This is a genomic window from Vibrio sp. DNB22_10_4 (assembly GCF_052879755.1).
Map to the genome: position 1 here is coordinate 657,056 of NZ_JBNNXW010000001.1, position 17,818 is coordinate 674,873.

At 46.0% G+C, this 17,818-nt stretch carries 17 protein-coding genes; 7 read left to right on the top strand and 10 right to left on the bottom strand.

Annotated features, from left to right (window positions below; translation table 11 throughout):
* Positions 1-167: 167 nt before the first annotated feature.
* The 6 genes from ACVA6Q_RS02715 to ACVA6Q_RS02740 all read left to right on the top strand — a co-directional run bounded on the left by ACVA6Q_RS02715 (position 168) and on the right by ACVA6Q_RS02740 (position 6,364).
* Positions 168-1,175 carry a putative 2-aminoethylphosphonate ABC transporter substrate-binding protein gene (locus tag ACVA6Q_RS02715; RefSeq protein WP_446646428.1) on the top strand — a complete coding sequence of 336 codons (1,008 nt, stop codon included), beginning with the start codon at positions 168-170 and terminating at the stop codon, positions 1,173-1,175.
* Positions 1,176-1,369: 194 nt separating this feature from the next.
* Positions 1,370-2,476, top strand: a complete 1,107-nt coding sequence (locus ACVA6Q_RS02720; protein WP_446646429.1) for a putative 2-aminoethylphosphonate ABC transporter ATP-binding protein — start codon at positions 1,370-1,372, stop codon at positions 2,474-2,476.
* A gap of 45 nt (positions 2,477-2,521) precedes the next feature.
* Complete coding sequence (locus ACVA6Q_RS02725) at positions 2,522-4,225, top strand: putative 2-aminoethylphosphonate ABC transporter permease subunit (protein ID WP_446647165.1); 1,704 nt, start codon at positions 2,522-2,524, stop codon at positions 4,223-4,225.
* A 49-nt stretch (positions 4,226-4,274) separates the two neighbouring features.
* Entirely contained in the window at positions 4,275-4,982 is a 708-nt protein-coding gene (phnR, locus tag ACVA6Q_RS02730) for a phosphonate utilization transcriptional regulator PhnR (protein ID WP_446646430.1), read from the top strand.
* An 87-nt stretch (positions 4,983-5,069) separates the two neighbouring features.
* The gene (locus ACVA6Q_RS02735) at positions 5,070-5,972 is read left to right on the top strand and encodes a multidrug transporter (protein ID WP_446647166.1); all 903 of its coding nucleotides are present in this window, start codon (positions 5,070-5,072) and stop codon (positions 5,970-5,972) included.
* A gap of 101 nt (positions 5,973-6,073) precedes the next feature.
* A complete protein-coding gene (locus ACVA6Q_RS02740; protein WP_446646431.1) occupies positions 6,074-6,364 on the top strand; it encodes a hypothetical protein in 291 nt (96 codons plus the stop codon).
* Between the two features lie 73 nt (positions 6,365-6,437).
* Here ACVA6Q_RS02740 and ACVA6Q_RS02745 read toward each other — a convergent pair whose 3' ends face one another.
* From ACVA6Q_RS02745 to ACVA6Q_RS02775, 7 genes are all read right to left on the bottom strand, one after another.
* A complete protein-coding gene (locus tag ACVA6Q_RS02745; protein ID WP_042495172.1) occupies positions 6,438-6,887 on the bottom strand; it encodes a PTS sugar transporter subunit IIA in 450 nt (149 codons plus the stop codon).
* Positions 6,884-8,140, bottom strand: a complete 1,257-nt coding sequence (locus ACVA6Q_RS02750; protein WP_353499691.1) for a PTS ascorbate transporter subunit IIC — start codon at positions 8,138-8,140, stop codon at positions 6,884-6,886. The genes ACVA6Q_RS02745 and ACVA6Q_RS02750 overlap by 4 nt, the downstream gene beginning before the upstream one ends.
* A 12-nt stretch (positions 8,141-8,152) precedes the next feature.
* Positions 8,153-8,422 (bottom strand): PTS sugar transporter subunit IIB, encoded by a 270-nt coding sequence (locus ACVA6Q_RS02755; RefSeq protein WP_418642837.1) that lies wholly within the window; start codon positions 8,420-8,422, stop codon positions 8,153-8,155.
* Positions 8,423-8,712: 290 nt separating this feature from the next.
* Complete coding sequence (locus ACVA6Q_RS02760) at positions 8,713-9,183, bottom strand: hypothetical protein (RefSeq protein ID WP_446647167.1); 471 nt, start codon at positions 9,181-9,183, stop codon at positions 8,713-8,715.
* A gap of 135 nt (positions 9,184-9,318) precedes the next feature.
* Complete coding sequence (locus tag ACVA6Q_RS02765) at positions 9,319-10,293, bottom strand: helix-turn-helix domain-containing protein (protein WP_446646432.1); 975 nt, start codon at positions 10,291-10,293, stop codon at positions 9,319-9,321.
* 168 nt (positions 10,294-10,461) lie between these two features.
* Entirely contained in the window at positions 10,462-11,490 is a 1,029-nt protein-coding gene (locus ACVA6Q_RS02770) for a DUF1254 domain-containing protein (RefSeq protein ID WP_446646433.1), read from the bottom strand.
* Between the two features lie 157 nt (positions 11,491-11,647).
* Positions 11,648-12,595, bottom strand: coding sequence for a LysR family transcriptional regulator (locus ACVA6Q_RS02775; RefSeq protein WP_446646434.1), 948 nt, complete (start codon positions 12,593-12,595; stop codon positions 11,648-11,650).
* A 173-nt stretch (positions 12,596-12,768) separates the two neighbouring features.
* On the opposite strand from ACVA6Q_RS02775, the gene ACVA6Q_RS02780 reads away from it, so the two are divergent.
* Positions 12,769-13,401, top strand: coding sequence for a flavin reductase family protein (locus ACVA6Q_RS02780; RefSeq protein WP_446646435.1), 633 nt, complete (start codon positions 12,769-12,771; stop codon positions 13,399-13,401).
* Here ACVA6Q_RS02780 and ACVA6Q_RS02785 read toward each other — a convergent pair.
* From ACVA6Q_RS02785 to ACVA6Q_RS02795, 3 genes are all read right to left on the bottom strand, one after another.
* A complete protein-coding gene (locus tag ACVA6Q_RS02785) occupies positions 13,398-14,138 on the bottom strand; it encodes a DeoR family transcriptional regulator (protein WP_446646436.1) in 741 nt (246 codons plus the stop codon). The two genes, ACVA6Q_RS02780 and ACVA6Q_RS02785, sit on opposite strands and share 4 nt — an antisense overlap.
* Before the next feature lie 280 nt (positions 14,139-14,418).
* The gene (locus ACVA6Q_RS02790; RefSeq protein ID WP_446647168.1) at positions 14,419-16,842 is read right to left on the bottom strand and encodes a formate C-acetyltransferase/glycerol dehydratase family glycyl radical enzyme; all 2,424 of its coding nucleotides are present in this window, start codon (positions 16,840-16,842) and stop codon (positions 14,419-14,421) included.
* A gap of 5 nt (positions 16,843-16,847) precedes the next feature.
* The gene (locus ACVA6Q_RS02795) at positions 16,848-17,753 is read right to left on the bottom strand and encodes a glycyl-radical enzyme activating protein (RefSeq protein WP_446646437.1); all 906 of its coding nucleotides are present in this window, start codon (positions 17,751-17,753) and stop codon (positions 16,848-16,850) included.
* Positions 17,754-17,818: the final 65 nt, after the last annotated feature.

Consider the following 17,818-nt stretch of genomic DNA (forward strand, 5'->3'; position numbering starts at 1 on the left):
AAACCAATTTTCATAAAAGTTTCACACGCCGTCAAAGGCACCTGATTCGATCGTTAATTCGAAGTCTTTTTAGTAAAACTGCCACTTTTTGTTCATTTAATCGTCATAAATCGAAACTAAGGTGACTTACATCAACTGGTACAGACCAAATCTAAATGGAGACGACAATGAAAAACCGTTTGATGAAGGGAACACTGGCTACACTGGTTTCTCTATTAGCCACTAACGCACTAGCAGCAACAGAAGTCACTGTGTACACCGCTTTCGAAACGGACATTCTTGCGAAATACAAGAATGCATTTGAGAAAGAGAACCCAGACGTGAAAATCAAATGGGTGCGCGACTCAACGGGTATCATGACAGCGAAGCTTTTGGCGGAGAAAAATAACCCACGTGCTGAAGTGGTTTGGGGTTTGGCTGGCTCTTCCATGGCATTGCTAAAAGAAGAGGGTGTGCTTAAGCCATACGTGCCGAAGGGACTTGAAGACCTGAAGCCGAACTTGAATGATCCTCAGTCAAACCAAGCATGGTTTGGTAATGATGCTTTCTTTAACGCTATCTGTTTTAACGAAGCGGTAGCTAAGCAGCTTAACCTTCCAAAACCACAATCTTGGGAAGATTTGACCAAGCCTGTATATCAAGGCCACATCGCGATGCCAAACCCAGCGTCTTCGGGTACAGGTTACATGCAAGTTTCCGCTTGGCTACAAAACATGGGCGAAGATCAAGCTTGGAACTACATGAAAAACCTAGATAAAAACATCGCTCATTACACGCACTCAGGCTCTAAGCCTTGTGTCCAAGCGGGAATGGGTGAAGTCGCTATCGGTATTTCTATGGCAGTTCGCGGTGCTAAGCTGATTAATCAAGGCGCGCCTCTCGCAGTGATCACGCCAAAAGGGATTGGCTGGGAGTCAGAGGCCGTTGGCTTGGTAAAAGAATCGGATGCTGCAAAGCGCGTCGTAGATTGGTCTGTGTCTAAGTCGGCAAATGAACTGTATGTTGAATCTTACCCAGTGGTTGCTCATAAAGCGGTAACAGGCAATGTTAACAACTACCCTGAAGTTCAGGGGGCAATGGCCGAGATGGACTTTGGTAAGATGGGCACGGAACGTGCTGAAGTATTGAAAACCTGGTCTCAGAAGTTTGATGCTAAGTCTGAACCAAAATCCTAACAGTTTCGTTCGGCTGAATGGACTTGTTTGAAAAGCTTTGTGTGGGGCGATCTTAGGATCGCCCCTTTGTCGTTATACGTAAAGCCAGTCAATCACTTCAAAAAATCCTGCATTGCAACCTACCTGCTATAAAACTGTCATGCCAATGAAATAAACCAGATTTAAATTTGGTATATACCATTGGAGAGACGACGATGACAGTATCCAGCCCTTATCTAAATATCAAAAATGTGGTGAAACAGTTCGGTCAGTTCACGGCATTAAAGCAAATTTCACTCGCCATCAATAAAGGCGAGTTTGTCTGTTTTCTTGGCCCATCGGGCTGCGGAAAAACCACCTTGTTGCGTGCTATAGCCGGATTGGATCTTCCAACCTCGGGTGAAATCCACCAAGCGGATCAAGAGACCACTTTTCTGCCACCGGAAAAGCGCGACTTCGGTATTGTGTTTCAATCTTACGCGCTATTTCCAAATCTAACGGTGCAGGAAAACATTGCGGTTGGCCTTAAAAATCAAGGCATGACCAACAAAGAAGCGCTTGAAAAAGTCGAGCATTGGCTAGAGATGATTGGCTTGCCAACCTCTGGCAACAAGTACCCAAATCAACTCTCAGGCGGGCAGCAGCAGCGTGTTGCATTGGCGCGCGCACTGGCGTTGTCTCCAGGTCTGTTATTGCTGGATGAACCACTGTCTGCACTTGATGCGAAAGTGCGTACTCACCTTCGTGAAGAAATTTGTCAGATGCAGCGCAGGCTTGGCATTACCACGATTATGGTGACTCACGATCAAGAAGAAGCATTGTCTATGGCGGATCGCATCGTGGTAATGAACCACGGCGTCATTGAACAAGTAGGCACGCCGCAAGAGGTGTATGAAAAGCCTGCGACTCGCTTCGTAGCAGATTTTGTTGGCAGCATGAACTTTATTGAAGCGTCGGTTGCATCGACTACCAGTTTGCGTATTGCGGAAAGCATGTTGCCGTTGCCAACATTGGAGAATATGACGCTTGAGCAAGGCGAAATTTTCGACCTCGCAGTGCGGCCAGAGAGCCTCCGTTTTGTTGAACGAGCTTCTAATGCTATTCCAGTAAAAGTTTTGGCGAAAGAGTTTCAAGGGGCATTTTATCGCGTCGAAGTTCAGATGCAGCATGCTCCAACCTCAGCGCCTATCTATATCGATGTGCCTATTAAACGCGTGAACGAACTTGATTTACGCCGCAACGACATTCGTTATATCGAATTTGCCGAAGATGGCCTGCTTGGTTACGCCTGCAGCAAATCATCATTGGGCGCTGCAGCGTAGAGGCTGATGATGCAGATAACTTCAACATTAAATGCGAGTGAGACTATGAGACAGCGAGCGGCAACATTCACCGCACAACATGTGACGGCGAAACTGAGTAAAGACAACATGGTGCTTTTCACTCTGCTAACGGTGCTGTTTGTTGGAATGGCGTTGTTCATTCTTATGCCGCTGTGGGCTATGGTGAAAAAGAGTGTGCAAAACAGCGATGGTGAGTTCGTCGGACTCGCCAATTTTGCCAACTACTTTGCCACCGATAGCTTGTGGTTTTCACTCAGTAACACGATGACCTTAGGTCTTATCGTAACGGTAGTGGTGGGTGTGCTGGCATTTGGCTATGCGTTTGCTTTAACTCGGTCTTGCATGCCATTTAAAGGCCTATTTCATTTAATGGGCACTGCGCCTATCCTTGCGCCTTCTTTGCTACCTGCTATCAGTTTGATCTTTTTGTTTGGGAATCAGGGCATCGCGAAGGAGTTGCTTCAAGGACACTCAGTGTATGGTTTGATCGGTGTTTCCCTTGGTTTGATCTTCTGGACATTTCCCCATGCGTTGATGATTTTAACCACCTCATTGCGTACCTCGGATGCCCGTTTGTACGAAGCGGCGAGGGCACTTAAAACATCACCAATTAAAACCTTCTTCATGATCACCTTACCTGCCGCGAAATACGGTGTGATCAGCACGCTCATCATGGTGTTTACTCTGGTGGTGTGCGACTTTGGTGTGCCGAAAGTGATTGGCGGCAGTTACAGTGTCCTAGCGACGGATATTTTTAAGCAGGTCGTCGGTCAGCAAAACTTTTCTATGGGTGCGGTAACCAGTATTTTGCTGCTGTTGCCTGCGGTGCTTGCGTTTGCTGTAGACCGCTGGGTTCAGAAAAAGCAGAAGAGTATGCTTGATACGCGCTCAGTGCCTTATCAGCCATCACCGAACAAGCTTCGTGACTCACTATGCTTTATTTACTGTTTGTTGGTGTCGCTTGCTGTACTGGCGGTATTGGGGATGGCGGTGTATGGCTCGCTAGTGACTTTCTGGCCGTGGAACAAAGCTCTAACTCTAAACAACTATAATTTTGCTGAAATGAGTACGTATGGCTGGAGCCCTTACTTTAACTCGTTGAAGCTGGCGACATGGACTGCGATTATTGGTTCTGTGGTGATTTTTGTCGGCGCTTACTGCATTGAAAAAGGCCGCGCGTTCGCGCCAATTCGCCAAGCGATGCAGATGATGAGTGTGATCCCGATGGCAGTGCCAGGATTGGTTCTAGGTTTGGGTTACATTTTCTACTTTAATGATGCCAATAATCCACTCGGTGTGCTCTATGGCACTATGGCGTTTTTGGTGATTAATACCGTGGTGCACTATTACACAGTGGGGCATATGACGGCGCTAACCGCTCTTAAGCAGCTACCGACTGAGATTGAGGCTACCGCCGCATCGGTCAAATTGCCTCAATATAAGCTGTTTTTCAAAGTGTCACTGCCGTGTTGTTTGCCTGCGGTGCTGGACATTGCCATATATCTATTTATCAACGCTTTAACAACGACCTCGGCAGTAGTATTCTTGTATTCAACGAATACGATTCCAGCATCAGTGGCAGTGCTGAACATGGATGATGCTGGCCAAACAGGCAGTGCAGCAGCGATGGCGGTGATGATTATGCTTTCTGCGGCTATCGCGAAACTGCTCCACATGTTTGTTGGAAAGGTGTTTGAAGCAAAGACTCAAGCTTGGCGTAAACGCTAATATTGAAATGTAGGATCGTGACTAATGACGATTGATATAAGGATGCCTAGTGCAATACGTAAAAATTAAAGACGCTATCGTTGAGCAAATTGAGTCTGGAATGCTGTCGCCAAGGCAAAAGCTACCGGCGGAGCGAAAGCTTGCGGAGTCATTTGACACCACCCGGGTCACCTTGCGAGAAGCACTCTCATTGCTTGAAGCTGAAGGGCGGATTTATCGCGAGGATCGCCGTGGCTGGTTTATCTCGCCAGAGCCACTGCGCTACGACCCTACGCAAACGCTTAACTTTACCAATATGGCGATTGCTCAGAATAGGCAGCCTCGTACCGACCTTTTGTCGGCAAAAGGGATCTTAACGACCAAACAAGCGGCGCAACTGCTTGAGCTGCCAGCTTTTTCTGATATCTACCGAGTTGATAGAGTGCGTTATCTTGAAGAGCGCCCTGTTGTTTTTGTCACCAACTTCATTAGACCTGAGAAGTTTGCGGGCTTGCTCGACCTTGATTTGGCCGGTGCGTCACTGACCGATATCTACCGTGAAAAATACGGCGTAGTTTATGCCAAGGTGAAGTATCGCGTGACGACGACGTCACTGCTAGGCGACGTGGCTCAAGCATTAAGAGCAACATCGGGCACCCCAGCAATGATGGTAGAGCGCATCAATTACAATCAGCACGGTGAACTGATTGATTGTGATATCGAGTATTGGCGCCATGATGCTATCAGCATAGAGTCTATCGCCCAGCTCGAACGTTAGATCTTCTCGCTACTTTCTACTAAACCTACACCTTTACACCAAGCAGCATAAGTGAATGCTGCTTGGCTGTTCTACATGGATTTTGTTTTGACTCTTTACGCTGCACTTCTGGTGATTTTCTCCGCACTGCTTCACGCTGGTTGGAATATTCTTGGTAAATCCAATAGCGGATCTGGCTACTCCTTCACTTTAGGCGCTGCACTTTCTCAATGCTTACTGCTTGCTCCGTTTATGGTGTGGTGTTTTGTCCAAATAGGGTTCTCCAATGTTTCTGCTTATTTTTGGGGATTGCTTGGTTTGAGCGCTATTGGGCAGGTGATTTATTTGGTGGGGCTGCTCAACGCCTACAAGCATGGTGACATTGGTGTTATCTATCCAATTGCGCGTGCGCTGCCTGTATTGATGGTTGGCGTTGGTGCTTGGTTCATTGGTCAGTCGCTCGGGGTCAGTGCTTGGGTAGGGTTCGCGATACTCACTCTGGGGTGTTTACTGGTGCCTATTAAAACCTTTAGACAACTGACGGTAAGTGCTTATGCCAACCTTGGCGTGTTATGGGCGTTTGTGGCGGCTATTGGCACCACCATCTACTCGATTGTCGATAAAGAGGGGATTAACTGGCTGATGACCGAGACCTCTGAACTGACTCCTCATCACATCGCTATCCTCTACCTAGGATTACAAACGGCTGGAATCTCTGTGTTACTTGTACTGTGGTTACTCGTCACCAGACAGTTTGAACAGCTATCGTTAACATGGAAATACAAGCGTCAGTCATCTATCGCTGGTGTTATGATGGGGCTGACTTATGGCATAGTCTTGTTTGCAATGACGATGGTAGAAAACGTCAGTTATGTGGTCGCGCTTCGCCAGGTCAGTATCATCTTTGGTGTGTTCATGGGGATGTGGTTTCTTAAAGAACCATGGCTCAATACGCGTATTTTGGGCGTTGTTTTAGTGAGTGCTGGTCTTGTTATTGCGCTAGCGATCTAATAACACGGCGAGAATGACATTGATCCAATCCATGTAACCAGGATGAGAACTAGTGTACACTCTGGCAGTAACTCTATGATTAAAATGGAATTGAGTAATACATGCGATTGGAACACGTTATTGAGATCATTGAACACACCGACTCAGACCTTTTTGCAGGCGCGATTGAGCAGTTCAACGCACAGGGCATAGTAACCGATGGCCAGCTGCCCTTTTTGGATGTTGTGTATCAATCGGCGCCTGAAGCACTTTGTCAAAGGTTAGCGTCGGCTGGTTTCAAAGGACGACCTCAAGTGACAAGTGGCATCTTGTTCAATGGTTTTGTCATCTATAACGCGGAAATGTTCGATGAAGAACGCGCATTGCATTTCGCCGCTGAAGAAATCAAATAGCATTTCGACCTCATAAAAAAAGCCCTTGTATCTGCATACAAGGGCTTTCTATTTCAAACGTATCTTATTGAGATTAGTACTTTTTCAGAATCTCAATAATCTCAGCTTCGTTTTGTGCAGCGATGATAGCGTCAACGTCGTCTTCATTTTGGAACAGCTCAGCTAGTGCCATAATGGTTTGGATGTGGCTGTCTGAATCCATCGCCGCCAGAGTGATTGAGAAGTATACGTCACCGTTATCTTCTGACTCTAAATCCACACCGTTTTTGAACACAGTAACTTGAAGCGCTGCTTCGTTCACACCGTCTTCTGGGCGAGCGTGAGGCATTGCAATCTTAGGAGCCAGTACATAGTAAGCACCGATTTCTTTGTGCTTCTCTTTAATAGCTTCAAGGTAGCTTGCTTCAACTTTGCCTTGCTCTAGTAACTTTGAACAAGTGATGTCCAGTGCTGCGTCAACTGACAGATTTTCTTCGTTGCAGATAACGATGCCGTTATCACCAATTAGATTAAAAATACTCATTGAACAATCCAACCTAGAATTAGACCAACAACACCGAAGTCAAAGTCAGCAAACGTTGTTGCCTCTAGACCAAGACCACCTAGAACTGGTAGTAGTAGCATTGGTAGGAACGAGATACATAGACCTTGAGTAAATGCACCAAGAATCGCACCGCGTAGACCACCCATCGCGTTACCATAAACACCTGCTGCGCCACCTACGAAGAAGTGAGGAACAACACCCGCTACGATAATCGTCCAGTCAAATGCACCTTGGATACCCATAGCGATAAGGCCGGCAGCGAACGATGATAGGAAACCAATCAATACTGCGTTAGGCGCAACAGGGAATACCATTGGACAGTCTAGTGCTGGTTTTGCACCTGGTACTAGCTTGTCAGAGATACCTTTAAATGCTGGAACGATTTCCGCAATCAACATTTTCACACCCTGAAGAACGATGTACACACCACCAGCAAACGTTAGTGATTGCATAAAGGTGAACACGACCCAGTTTTGACCGCCAGACACGCTTTCTACAAATTCGCCACCTGCAAAGATAGAAGCGAACATGAAGAAGATAGCCATAGTCGTTGCAACCGCAACGGGCGTATCACGCAAGAACATGAGGCTCTTTGGTACGTTGATATCTTCTGTTGATTTAGATGCGTCACCGAACTTGCTGCCAACGAAACCCGCAATAAGGTATGAGAACGTTGAGAAGTGACCCATCGCAAGCTGGTCTGTACCCATGACTTTTACAGTATACTTCTGTGCTAGAGCAGGCATGATAACCATCAGCGAACCAACAATAATAGAGCCCATTGCCACTAACATCGCACCTTGAATTTCCGCTGTAGACAGGATTACCGCAACCAGCATAGACATAAACATGGTGTGGTGACCTGTTAGGAAAATATACTTTAGCGGAGTGAAACGTGCTAAAAGAATATTCACAAGGAATGAGAAGAACATAATAAGTGCCATTTCATAACCGAACGCTTCTTGTGCTAGAGCAACAATCGCTTCGTTATTTGGAATAACACCACTTACGCCAAAGGCTTCAGTAAATACAGTAGAGAAATTATTTAGAGCGCCAACAAGTGCGCCAGCACCGAAACCTAAAATTAGGAAGCCCATTACGGTTTTAATAGTGCCTTTAAGGATGGTTGAAACATCAGCTTTTTGTGCGACCAAGCCCACAAAAGCAATTAAACCAACCATGATAGCGGGCTCTTTTAACAAGCCCAGCATAAACTCGAAGAAATTTTGCATTACAACGGTTCCTTACATGAATTTTTTCAATTGTTCTTCGATAGAAGCTTTATCAAAAATATTCGCAAGGCTAACAATGTTTTCTTTACCAGCGTCAGCTAATTGGTTCGCAATATCTGTTGCTGCAACCCAAATATCAGCATTACTTGACGCTGCAGATGATAGATCTTCATGATCAACTTCTGCATCCAGACCAATTTTGCCTACTACTTCTTTAACTGCCATTTCCATCATCAGTGAAGTACCAAGACCATTTCCGCATACAACCATAATCTTTTTCATATCATCATTCTCTTTTGAGTTTATAGGAGAGGAAGGCTTTTCCTCGCTATTGGATGGTACAAATCATATCCAAATTGACCAAAACAACAATAGATCTGTGTCACAAAACCAAATTGACCTTGTGATGCAGGTCGCATTAATTTGAGTTGAAGTCCGAAATAAGGAGTCTTTAACTCTTAAGTGTTATGGCTCACTGACTAGTATAGGAAAGGCCGGGGTTATTTGTGGTGTAAATGAGTGACTTTAGCTTATTTAAGCTGTTATGAAAATAATGGCAGTGCAGTAAGTTATTATTTACCATAGTCGGTAAGCATTTTCTTAAGCATTTTATTTACATCTTTGGTTTTCTTATTTCTCTTGGTGAGTGCACTCAAAGAAGTGGGAAGTTGCGGCTGTTCTTTTTCTAAATCTGCTTCATTGCTACTCTCACGTAGTTTTTGTACCGCTGGACGAAGCATGCGAATTTCTTCGCCTTCTTCTGTCTCTAGTAGAATAACATTCTCAGACTCAACTTGAGTGATGGTAAGTAATCCATGTTTTGGTGATAATACCGTTTCTCCAACCATCGACGATTGAATTGGAGCTGCTCGGTCAGTAATTTGCCCTGCGCGCAATTTGGAAGCAGTTATCGAGCGAATATTCCCCGTGTTCTCAAATACGACAATCACGGTGTGGGTGTTGTAATACTCTACAACCGTGACATAACCATGAGATTTAGTTTCGAATCTAGCGCCAATTTGCATATCGTGTGGCGCATCCATTTTCTTTATTAGCATTTTCAATCCAGAGTACAACTTCGCAAGTTCAACCTATTAAGTATACACACTCAATAATTTTAAAGAAATATTCAAAAACCATGTTACTACCAAACACTGTTACTTTTGGTAAATCAGCCTCTAGAACTGGCGAAGTGCGATGCGTGATGGTGCCAGCCCAGTAATGCGCTTAAAAGATCGCGAAAACTGGGTGATGCTCGCAAAGCCCATATTGACGGCTACCCTTGAAACCGCCTCGCCTTGTTGCAATTGCTCCAATGCAAGATCGGCGATGAGATTGTCTCTAAGCTGCCTAAAAGTGATGCCATGTTGGTTTAGCCGTCTTTGTAACGTTCTTTTGCTGACCTCAATGATTTGAGCAGCACGTTCTAAGTTAAACTTTAGTTCCAGCACATAGGGTCTCAGTGCACTGTATGTTTGACTAATGGCATTGTAATGGGCGTTTCCCTCGTCCTCGTCACTAGGCGCAGGACTTGAGATGAAGACGGGTTGTGAGAGCACTTTATTATCAATGACCACGCCTGATGCCTCTCGAGCTTGAATAAACTGTATTTGGCGTGGAAAGCACGGAATAAGTTCGGTGCAAGAGTGGGACTGAACGTGCACTTGTTTTGGTAACCAGTTGGATTTGGTTAGGGCTTGAACTAGCTCAATCATGATCCACACGGTGAAAACCTCAGACCAAATAAACGCTGAGTCGTCAGTGTTAGCTGTTTTTTGTCGCGAGAAAATGACGCCATTCTCCATCGGAGCTAACAATACCTTTGATTGAGGGATCTGAATTTGAATTAAGCGAATCACTTGGTTTAGCGCTTGCTCAACGGTTTTGCATTCGTCCAGCTCAGATAAGATTTTTGGAACGATATGAGTGTGCAGTGCATCTCTAATAAGTGTGGTGGCTTTTTTATCCCCGAGCTCTTGATAGGTGACTTCTAACAACCTAAACACTGCTCGGAGCGGTAAAAATGTCGATTCGGTCTGTTGGTATTCGCTAGGAAGACCAGAGGCCGCTACCAACTCGCTAACGTCGATACCTTGCTGTTTCAAGTGCGACAAAATGCTGGTGGCATAATCACTATAAACGACTGGGAACATAAATTGTCTCCTCGAGTTGGGTTGTTAGGTTCGATGAGTAATATAAGTAACCGTGTGAGGCTTGAGAAATGATAGGTTTGGATAAGGGATATGTGCCACGTGTATATCGCAAGATTATCAGGTGGTTAATAAGCGAGAGCGGCTACTGCGCTCTCGCCATTTCTGGATTTATGATTTGATGACCGTCTTCTCTGGTGAGATTTCGCCATCCATCACTTTCTGACTCACACCGTAGTAGCGCACAGTAAATGAGAAGTCTTGCCCGTTCGTGTCAATGTTGTTGATGGCATTCGAGCCACAGTTAAATGATACGGTGACTGTACCGTCGCCATTGGTTTTCCAATCGTTGGACGAAATATGGTTAGCGCCGTCAATCAGGTAACGAGAATCATCATATGGCGTAACTGAAGTGAAGTACTTCGACCCTGGCTCTTCAAATGTTGTGGTTTGACACTGCTCAGCGTTAAGCATCACAGAGTTAGTATAAAGGTTCGCGACATTGACCTCTGGCGATGAACCACCCCAGCCGTTGGCGTTCTCCAGATTCCACTGATGCAAATCTGTCACCTGTTTGGAAGTACGTGGGAAAGTGTAAGCGAACACTTGTCCTTGAGTTTCGGCGGTGAGTGTTGATGTCCAAGCTTCAACTTCTTGGTAGTCATAGTTTTTAATCACGTACGTACCAAACTTGAGTGTGTCGGTTTCAATCTTGTCTTGAGCAGCACGCGCAGCCTCCAACCCTTTCTCGGTACCAGTGCGATAGATGAGAAACGCATAGTCTGTCTCAATCGCTGCTGTATAAGAACCCTCACCAACCACATAGTGTTCACCATGACCGCCTTCGTTGACGACTTGTACCGCCATGTAGACATCAGATTCTGGGATTTCGAAGGTCACCATGCCATCCACCGCTTCAACAACCGCGACAGAGTATAGGGTGTCATCGTTCATCTGAACGGTTGGTGCTTCTTTACCTCTTGGAGGAAGATTACGCATGTGAGTAATGTGTTGGTTGGCACCCAGCGCTACCCAGTTGCGGTAGTTTCTAGCGGTTTCCGCGTGTGCGTAGTTTTGCTCTGTGATCTCAATGGTGCTAGGAATTTGCTTGGCAGTTTCGGTTGATGTGTTACTGCAAGCGGTAAGCGCTAAACCAAGGCCGAGGATTGAACAAGTAATGAGTGATTTCTTGAATGACATAGCTATCTCCGAAGTGGATTCATCGTCACTATTAACTCGCCCTGTATTTAATAGCGTTGCTTGTTGATGAATAGCTTACGAAGATAGCCTTATTTGCTCCAATGATATGCACTTATAACTGATATGCTCTAAGTGGATATCATGGTTCGGATTTCATCTAAGTGGTTGAAATTCTTTCAGACAGTGAATCGACGACAAGCTGCTTAAACCAGCGATGAGCGGGGCTGCTTTCAGTTTTTCTGTGTTCGATTAGATACAAGCTCACGTAGTAATCGTCGCGGTTAAATGCCTTTATTACTTGCAAATCTTGATGATCTAACAGGTCACCAGCCAGCGCATGGCTTGAGATCATTAATCGATCTGTACCTGCAAGTGAGTCCAAGAGCGTGGAGAGCTGCCCAGACTTTAGGGCGATGGTTCTGCTCAAGCCTTGTTTTGCAAGCTCAACATCTACTGGGTTTAGGTAGTTGTGGTTGGATCGAACATCCAGTGAAAGATCGACAAATTGGTAATTCAGGCAGTCTTCAATAGTTATCTCTTTTAATTTTGCTAGTGGATGGGTTTGAGAGCCATAGATAACAGGGTAGGTACTGCCGATTTTTTGAAACTGATACTCATCGCTCTGTGGTGGCTCTTCAACGTGGATAGAGAAGTCAACTTGCCCATCTTTAAGCAGTTGAATAGGTTCACGAGATGAAGGGTACTCTTCGAGAGTGACCTTAGGTGCGACATCCTGAAGCGCTTTAGCTAGAGGTGCGGTTAGCAAGCGACTCATGAGTGGCGGAACAGATATCCGAAATGCGCGTTCGCATTCAAGAGGGGTAAAACTTAGTCCATTTAGTAAAGTGTCGATAGACAGCAGAATATGATCCAATGACGCTTCGAGTTCTAGCGTTTTGGTGGTGGGCTGCAAGCCATTGGACTCTCGGTAAAACAGAGGGTCATCAAAAAGATCTCTTAGTCTGGCGAGAGTTCGGCTCATTGCTGGTTGAGATAAATAGAGTTTTTCCGCAGCGCGAGACACGTTACGTTCTTTAATTAGCACACTTAGCGATACCAGCAGGTTCAGGTCGATTCGAGACAGTTCTTGTTCGAGAGTCTTCATCCGTTCATTCCATACAAACACCTATTACCTAAAAGCATATCATCATATGGCTAAAGTGCATGGTATTAATAGTTAGTCCAGAGGTTGCACTAGTTAAACATCGCGCTGATCGAATACTAACGGATATGAGTATCGTAAATCAGTAAACAGACATAACTAAGGTATCGTCATTCATGCATCTTACTCATCGAGACTTACTTAATTTAGAAGACCGCTATCGAGCCAATTTCGTCAACAGCTTGTCGGGGTTCAAAAGTGCCAATCTTGTGGGCACTGCCGATCACGAGGGAAACACTAACCTGGCCATCGTGAGCTCGGTCTTTCATTTAGGAGCCAATCCACCATTAATAGGGATGATTTCGAGGCCGCACTCGGTTGCCAGAGACACACTTGAGAACATTCAGTCGGTGGGTGAGTACACTATTAATCATGTTAATAGCGATATTTGGAAACGGGCACATCAAACGTCGGCGCGATACCCAAGAGAGGTGTCTGAGTTTGAAGCGGTGGGATTGACACCACTGTGGCAAGAGGGCGTTCGTGCTCCTTTCGTGGCGGAGAGTCGTCTCAAATACTCGCTTGCACTCAGAAGCAGTCAAACCATCGATTTGAACGGTGTGATACTGCTTATTGGAGAGATAACGCATTTGCATGTGGAGCGAGAGGCGATAGCTGAAGGTGGTTACATTGATATTGAATCGCTAGGCAGTATCGCGGTATCAGGTTTGGATAACTATCATGTGACCGACAGTTTAGGTAGGCTCACTTATGCCAAGCCTCAAACCAAACCAGAGATTTTTGGTTAATCGACAAAGACCTCGACACCCTTTGACTTAAGATGCTCAAGCATGTCTTTTGGCGCAGCTTTGTCAGTGATAAGTACTGAGATCTCTTCTGTGCTGCCGATGGATGACGGGAAAATCTGTCCAAACTTACTTGAATCGGTCAGTACCACATTGCGACGCTTCTTGCCTAGGATGGTACTAGCGATGTCAGCTCGCATCATGTCTCGACTGGTAAAGCCGGTATCAACATCAAAGCCATCGATACCCAAGAAGGCCGTGCTGAAGTGAATGTTTTCAATACATAGCTTGGTTAATGGGCCGACCAAGCTCTCGCCTTGATGCTGATACACACCGCCCAGCAAAATGATGTTGGCAGAGGTGTGGCGAATAAGGTGAGCAATATAAGCAGACGGGGTGATGATGGTAACGTCACCGCGCTCTGCTAGCGTTCGAGCTAACAAGGCATTGGCGCTGCCACCTTCAATCAGAACGGTTTCATTTGGTGCAACTAGGTCGGCGGCTTTGTTTGCCAGTTGCTGTTTGATGTCGAAGTGTACTTCTAGACGAGACTCAATGTCGTCACTTTGCAGCGAAACTGCTGCGCCATGGACGCGCTTAAGATAGCCGTTTTGTTCCAAGAAGTTGAGATCTTGACGGATAGTCACTCCGGATACTCCCGTTAGTTCCGAAAGCTCGCTGACTTGTACACGAGTTCTGTCGTTAACTAGGTTGAGGATTTCAGATTGTCTGGAGTTCATAGTCTGTCCTTGGGGTGTTTGGCTGCAACTGTTGAAACGTTTGATTTGGTGATGATGCAAGTTTATGGGTGGTGTTTACTTCAGCAAGATTCCTGCCTGCGCAGGAATGACGAACGTAATGAGTAATCATGCCCCAAATGGCGTCATCCCTGCGCAGGCAGGGATCTACTCAAAGCGATCACCAAAATAAAAGAGAGCCATTATAGCCCTCTTTCATTTAAGTTTCATTCGAAAGCTTAGTTCTTCACAAAAGGCCGCGAAGCGAAGTTTCTAGCCTAAATCAAAGCTCGTGCTCAGTACGCGCGATAATGTCGTCTTGTGCATCCGGTGACAGCGCAGTAAAGAACGCAGAGTACCCGGCTACACGCACCACTAAATCACGATATTGCTCAGGGTTACGTTTCGCGGCAAGCAGTGTTTCTCTCGATACGATGTTGTACTGAACGTGCCATCCTTTGTGGTGATTGAAGAAGGTACGAATCAACATAGATAGCTTGAGTTTGTCGCTTTCAGATGCAACGGCTGCTGGTGATAGTTTCTGGTTAAGTAGTACACCACCCAAAATCTTATCAGCTTGGATCTTGCCAACAGAGTTGTAGACCGCTGTAGGCCCTAAACGATCCGAACCAGAAGAAGGACTCGCGCCTTCAGCAAGTGGGGTTGTCGCTTTTCGGCCATCAGGTGTTGCCATTGTCGATGCGCCAAATGGTACGTTCGCAGAAATACTCGATGTCCCGGCATAGTAACCACCACCAATTGGACCACGACCATGACGGGTATTGACGAAGTTATTTAGTTCGTCGATATACACTCGGTACGCTTCAGCCAGCAGTAGATCGACAGAATCATCATCGTTTCCGTATTTTGGTGCAAAGTTCAAAATGCGTTGACGAAGCTGCTCTTGCTCTGAGCCTTCGAAGTTTTCGGCTAGCGCCTTCGCAAGCTCAGGTTGGCTGATTTTCTGCTCATCAAACACAAGATGTTTGATAGCGGCCAAACTGTTACCAAGGTTAGCGATACCCACTTGTAGGCCAGACACCCAGTCGTATTTTGCACCGCCTTCTTTAACGGTTTTGCCGCTAGGGAAGCAATTGTCCACGAGTGATGAGCAGAAGATATCTTGAGCTTGCTGCTCCAGAACCGTATCGACGACAGTATCAATCTCAATCGACTTTCTTGCGTAGTAGCGAACTTGGTCTGCCCAAGAAGCCATGACTTCATCCATAGTGGCAAAGTTACCCTTCGCCAAAGATTTGTCATGTGGCAAGAAGCACTCGCCAGTGGTTGCGTCTTTCCCTTCGTTGAGTGCGGCCAGCAAGATACGAGCGAAGTTAATGAAGCTCATGCCCGTACAGCGATATCCCCATTTACCCGGTACGGCGGTTTCGATACAGCCGATTGACGCATAGTTGTATGCATCTTCGCGTTCGACACCTAGTTTGATGAACTCAGGAATGACAATCTCATCATTGTTGAACGCTGGCATACCAAAGCCACACTTGATGACTTCGATACAGCCCATTAAAAACTCTTGATCTAGCCCTTCATGATAGCGAACACTTAAGTTTGGTTGAGTAGAGCGAAGCTGGCCACATGACTCAAGGATTGCCCAAGATAAAGGGTTCACGGCATCCATTGCCTTACCGCTCTCATTGAGCTTCTGACCACCGATACACACGTTTTGGTACAGAGGAGAGCCTGCAGACGCTTTAGAGTGTGCCCCGGAGCGGATCTTGTTCACTTCAAGCAGTTTTAGCCAGCAGCTTTGCAGCAACTCTAGAGCGAAACCATGCTCCAATTCACCACTGTTGATATCCGCAACGTAGTAGTCATTTAGATACTGATCCATGCGGCCAAATGACACCGAGTGTCCGTTCGACTCAATTTGCAGCATGAGCTGAACAAAATAGCTTAGCTGAAGTGCTTGCCAGAAGTTTGCTGGTGCATGATAGGCAATGTGTTCACAGTTGACTGCGATAGTAACCAGTTCTTGTTTGCGAGCGGCGTCTGCTTCGGTTTTTGCCATGTTGGAAGCAAGCACAGCAAAGCGTAAAATGTGCTGCTGAATAGCACGAAGTACGATGTCTACCGATTTGTAGAACTGCTCTTTTTTCAAACCTTCATAGCTGGAGATATCATTGCTTCGGCGATAGTCGTCGACTTCTGTGATCAAGCCATCTAAACCTAGAGCCAAGATCTTCTCGTTGTCGACGGCAAGGTGCGCGTCACCAGACGTCATGTTGCCTTCTGCTTTAATGATAGTGCTCGCAAGAATGGCTTCTTGTTCATCGGTGAACATGCCATAACAACGATCTTGCACCGTTTTACCGCGCCAGTATGGCGTCAGTGAGTGAATGACTTTTTTGTCTTCTTCGGTGACATGAAAACCAGCGCCGGGGCGATCGGCAAGACCGTCAACCTCAGCTTCAATCCAGCGCACTGTATACTCCGGGAAAATTGGTGCAGCGCGCAGTCTGCTCGCTTGGTTACCAATGATCAGCTCGCTGTTGTCGATCCAAATAGTGCGCGTTCTTAAATGTTCTTCTAGCGCGAGGGCACGTTGCACGATTACTGGCTTATCTTCATTCTCACGATAGACCTTAGTATACGCCTCAGCGCGTTCGGTACAGATTGGCGGAGTTACGATGTTCACCAATGCTCTCTTATGGTCTTGAATACGCTGTGGTAAGTAGTTGAGTTCCATAGTCATTAACCTCGTACGATCACGTTCATATGTGGATACTGCTTTGCGTGCTGTTGCGCGTATTCAAGCAGTTCAGGATTGTTCAGTGGTTTGTCTGCGCATAAGTAAGGCATATCAAGCAGACGATATTTGTTGATGCCCAAGGTGTGGTAGGGCAGCAAGTGAATCTCTTGGCAGCTTTCAAGTGACGCTGCAAAATCAATAATGTCGGCCAGTTCGGCCTCGGTATCGTTGAAGCCCGGTACCACTGGCACCCGGATCACAATACGTTTGGCAATAGGAGCTAGCTTTTGAAAGTTCGCCTTAATGCGCTTCAAGGAGGCTTGTGCCCATTGCTGGAATTTTTCTTCGTCGGTGTGTTTGAGGTCAGCAAGCCAACAATCAATAAAAGGCGCCGCTTGTTCAACGTTTTTCCATGGAACGTGCATACAGGTTTCAATAGCTGTGTTGACGTCTTGCTGTTTAAGCTGGCTGGCGATTGAGGTAACGAGAGCTGATTGCATCAGTGGCTCACCACCAGAGAAAGTGACCCCGCCACCACTTTGATCATAGAAAGGCTTATCCTTCATTAGCGTGTTGATGAGCATCTCTTCTTTCGCTTCCTCGCCACACACGCTAAGCGCTTGAGTTGGGCATACATTCCGAAGGGCGATGATCTGTGATTGATCAAGCGTTTGACGATTAATCGTAATGTCGCCACTGTTTAGTGACCTTTCAATTGAAGGACAGGCATCGCTACATGCATTGCATTCGGTCAAACAGCTACGCTCATCAAACAACAACGAGTGCTTAGGGCTACGACTTTCAGGGTTCTGACACCATGGACAAGCTAAGCTACAACCTTTTAGAAATAGGATGCTGCGGATACCGTCGCCATCGTGAGTAGAAAATCGTTGTATGTTGAAGTACATGGTTACCTCTAACTTCTCGCATTTCATTTAAAGTAAATAATTACCTTCATTTAATGAAACTTAAA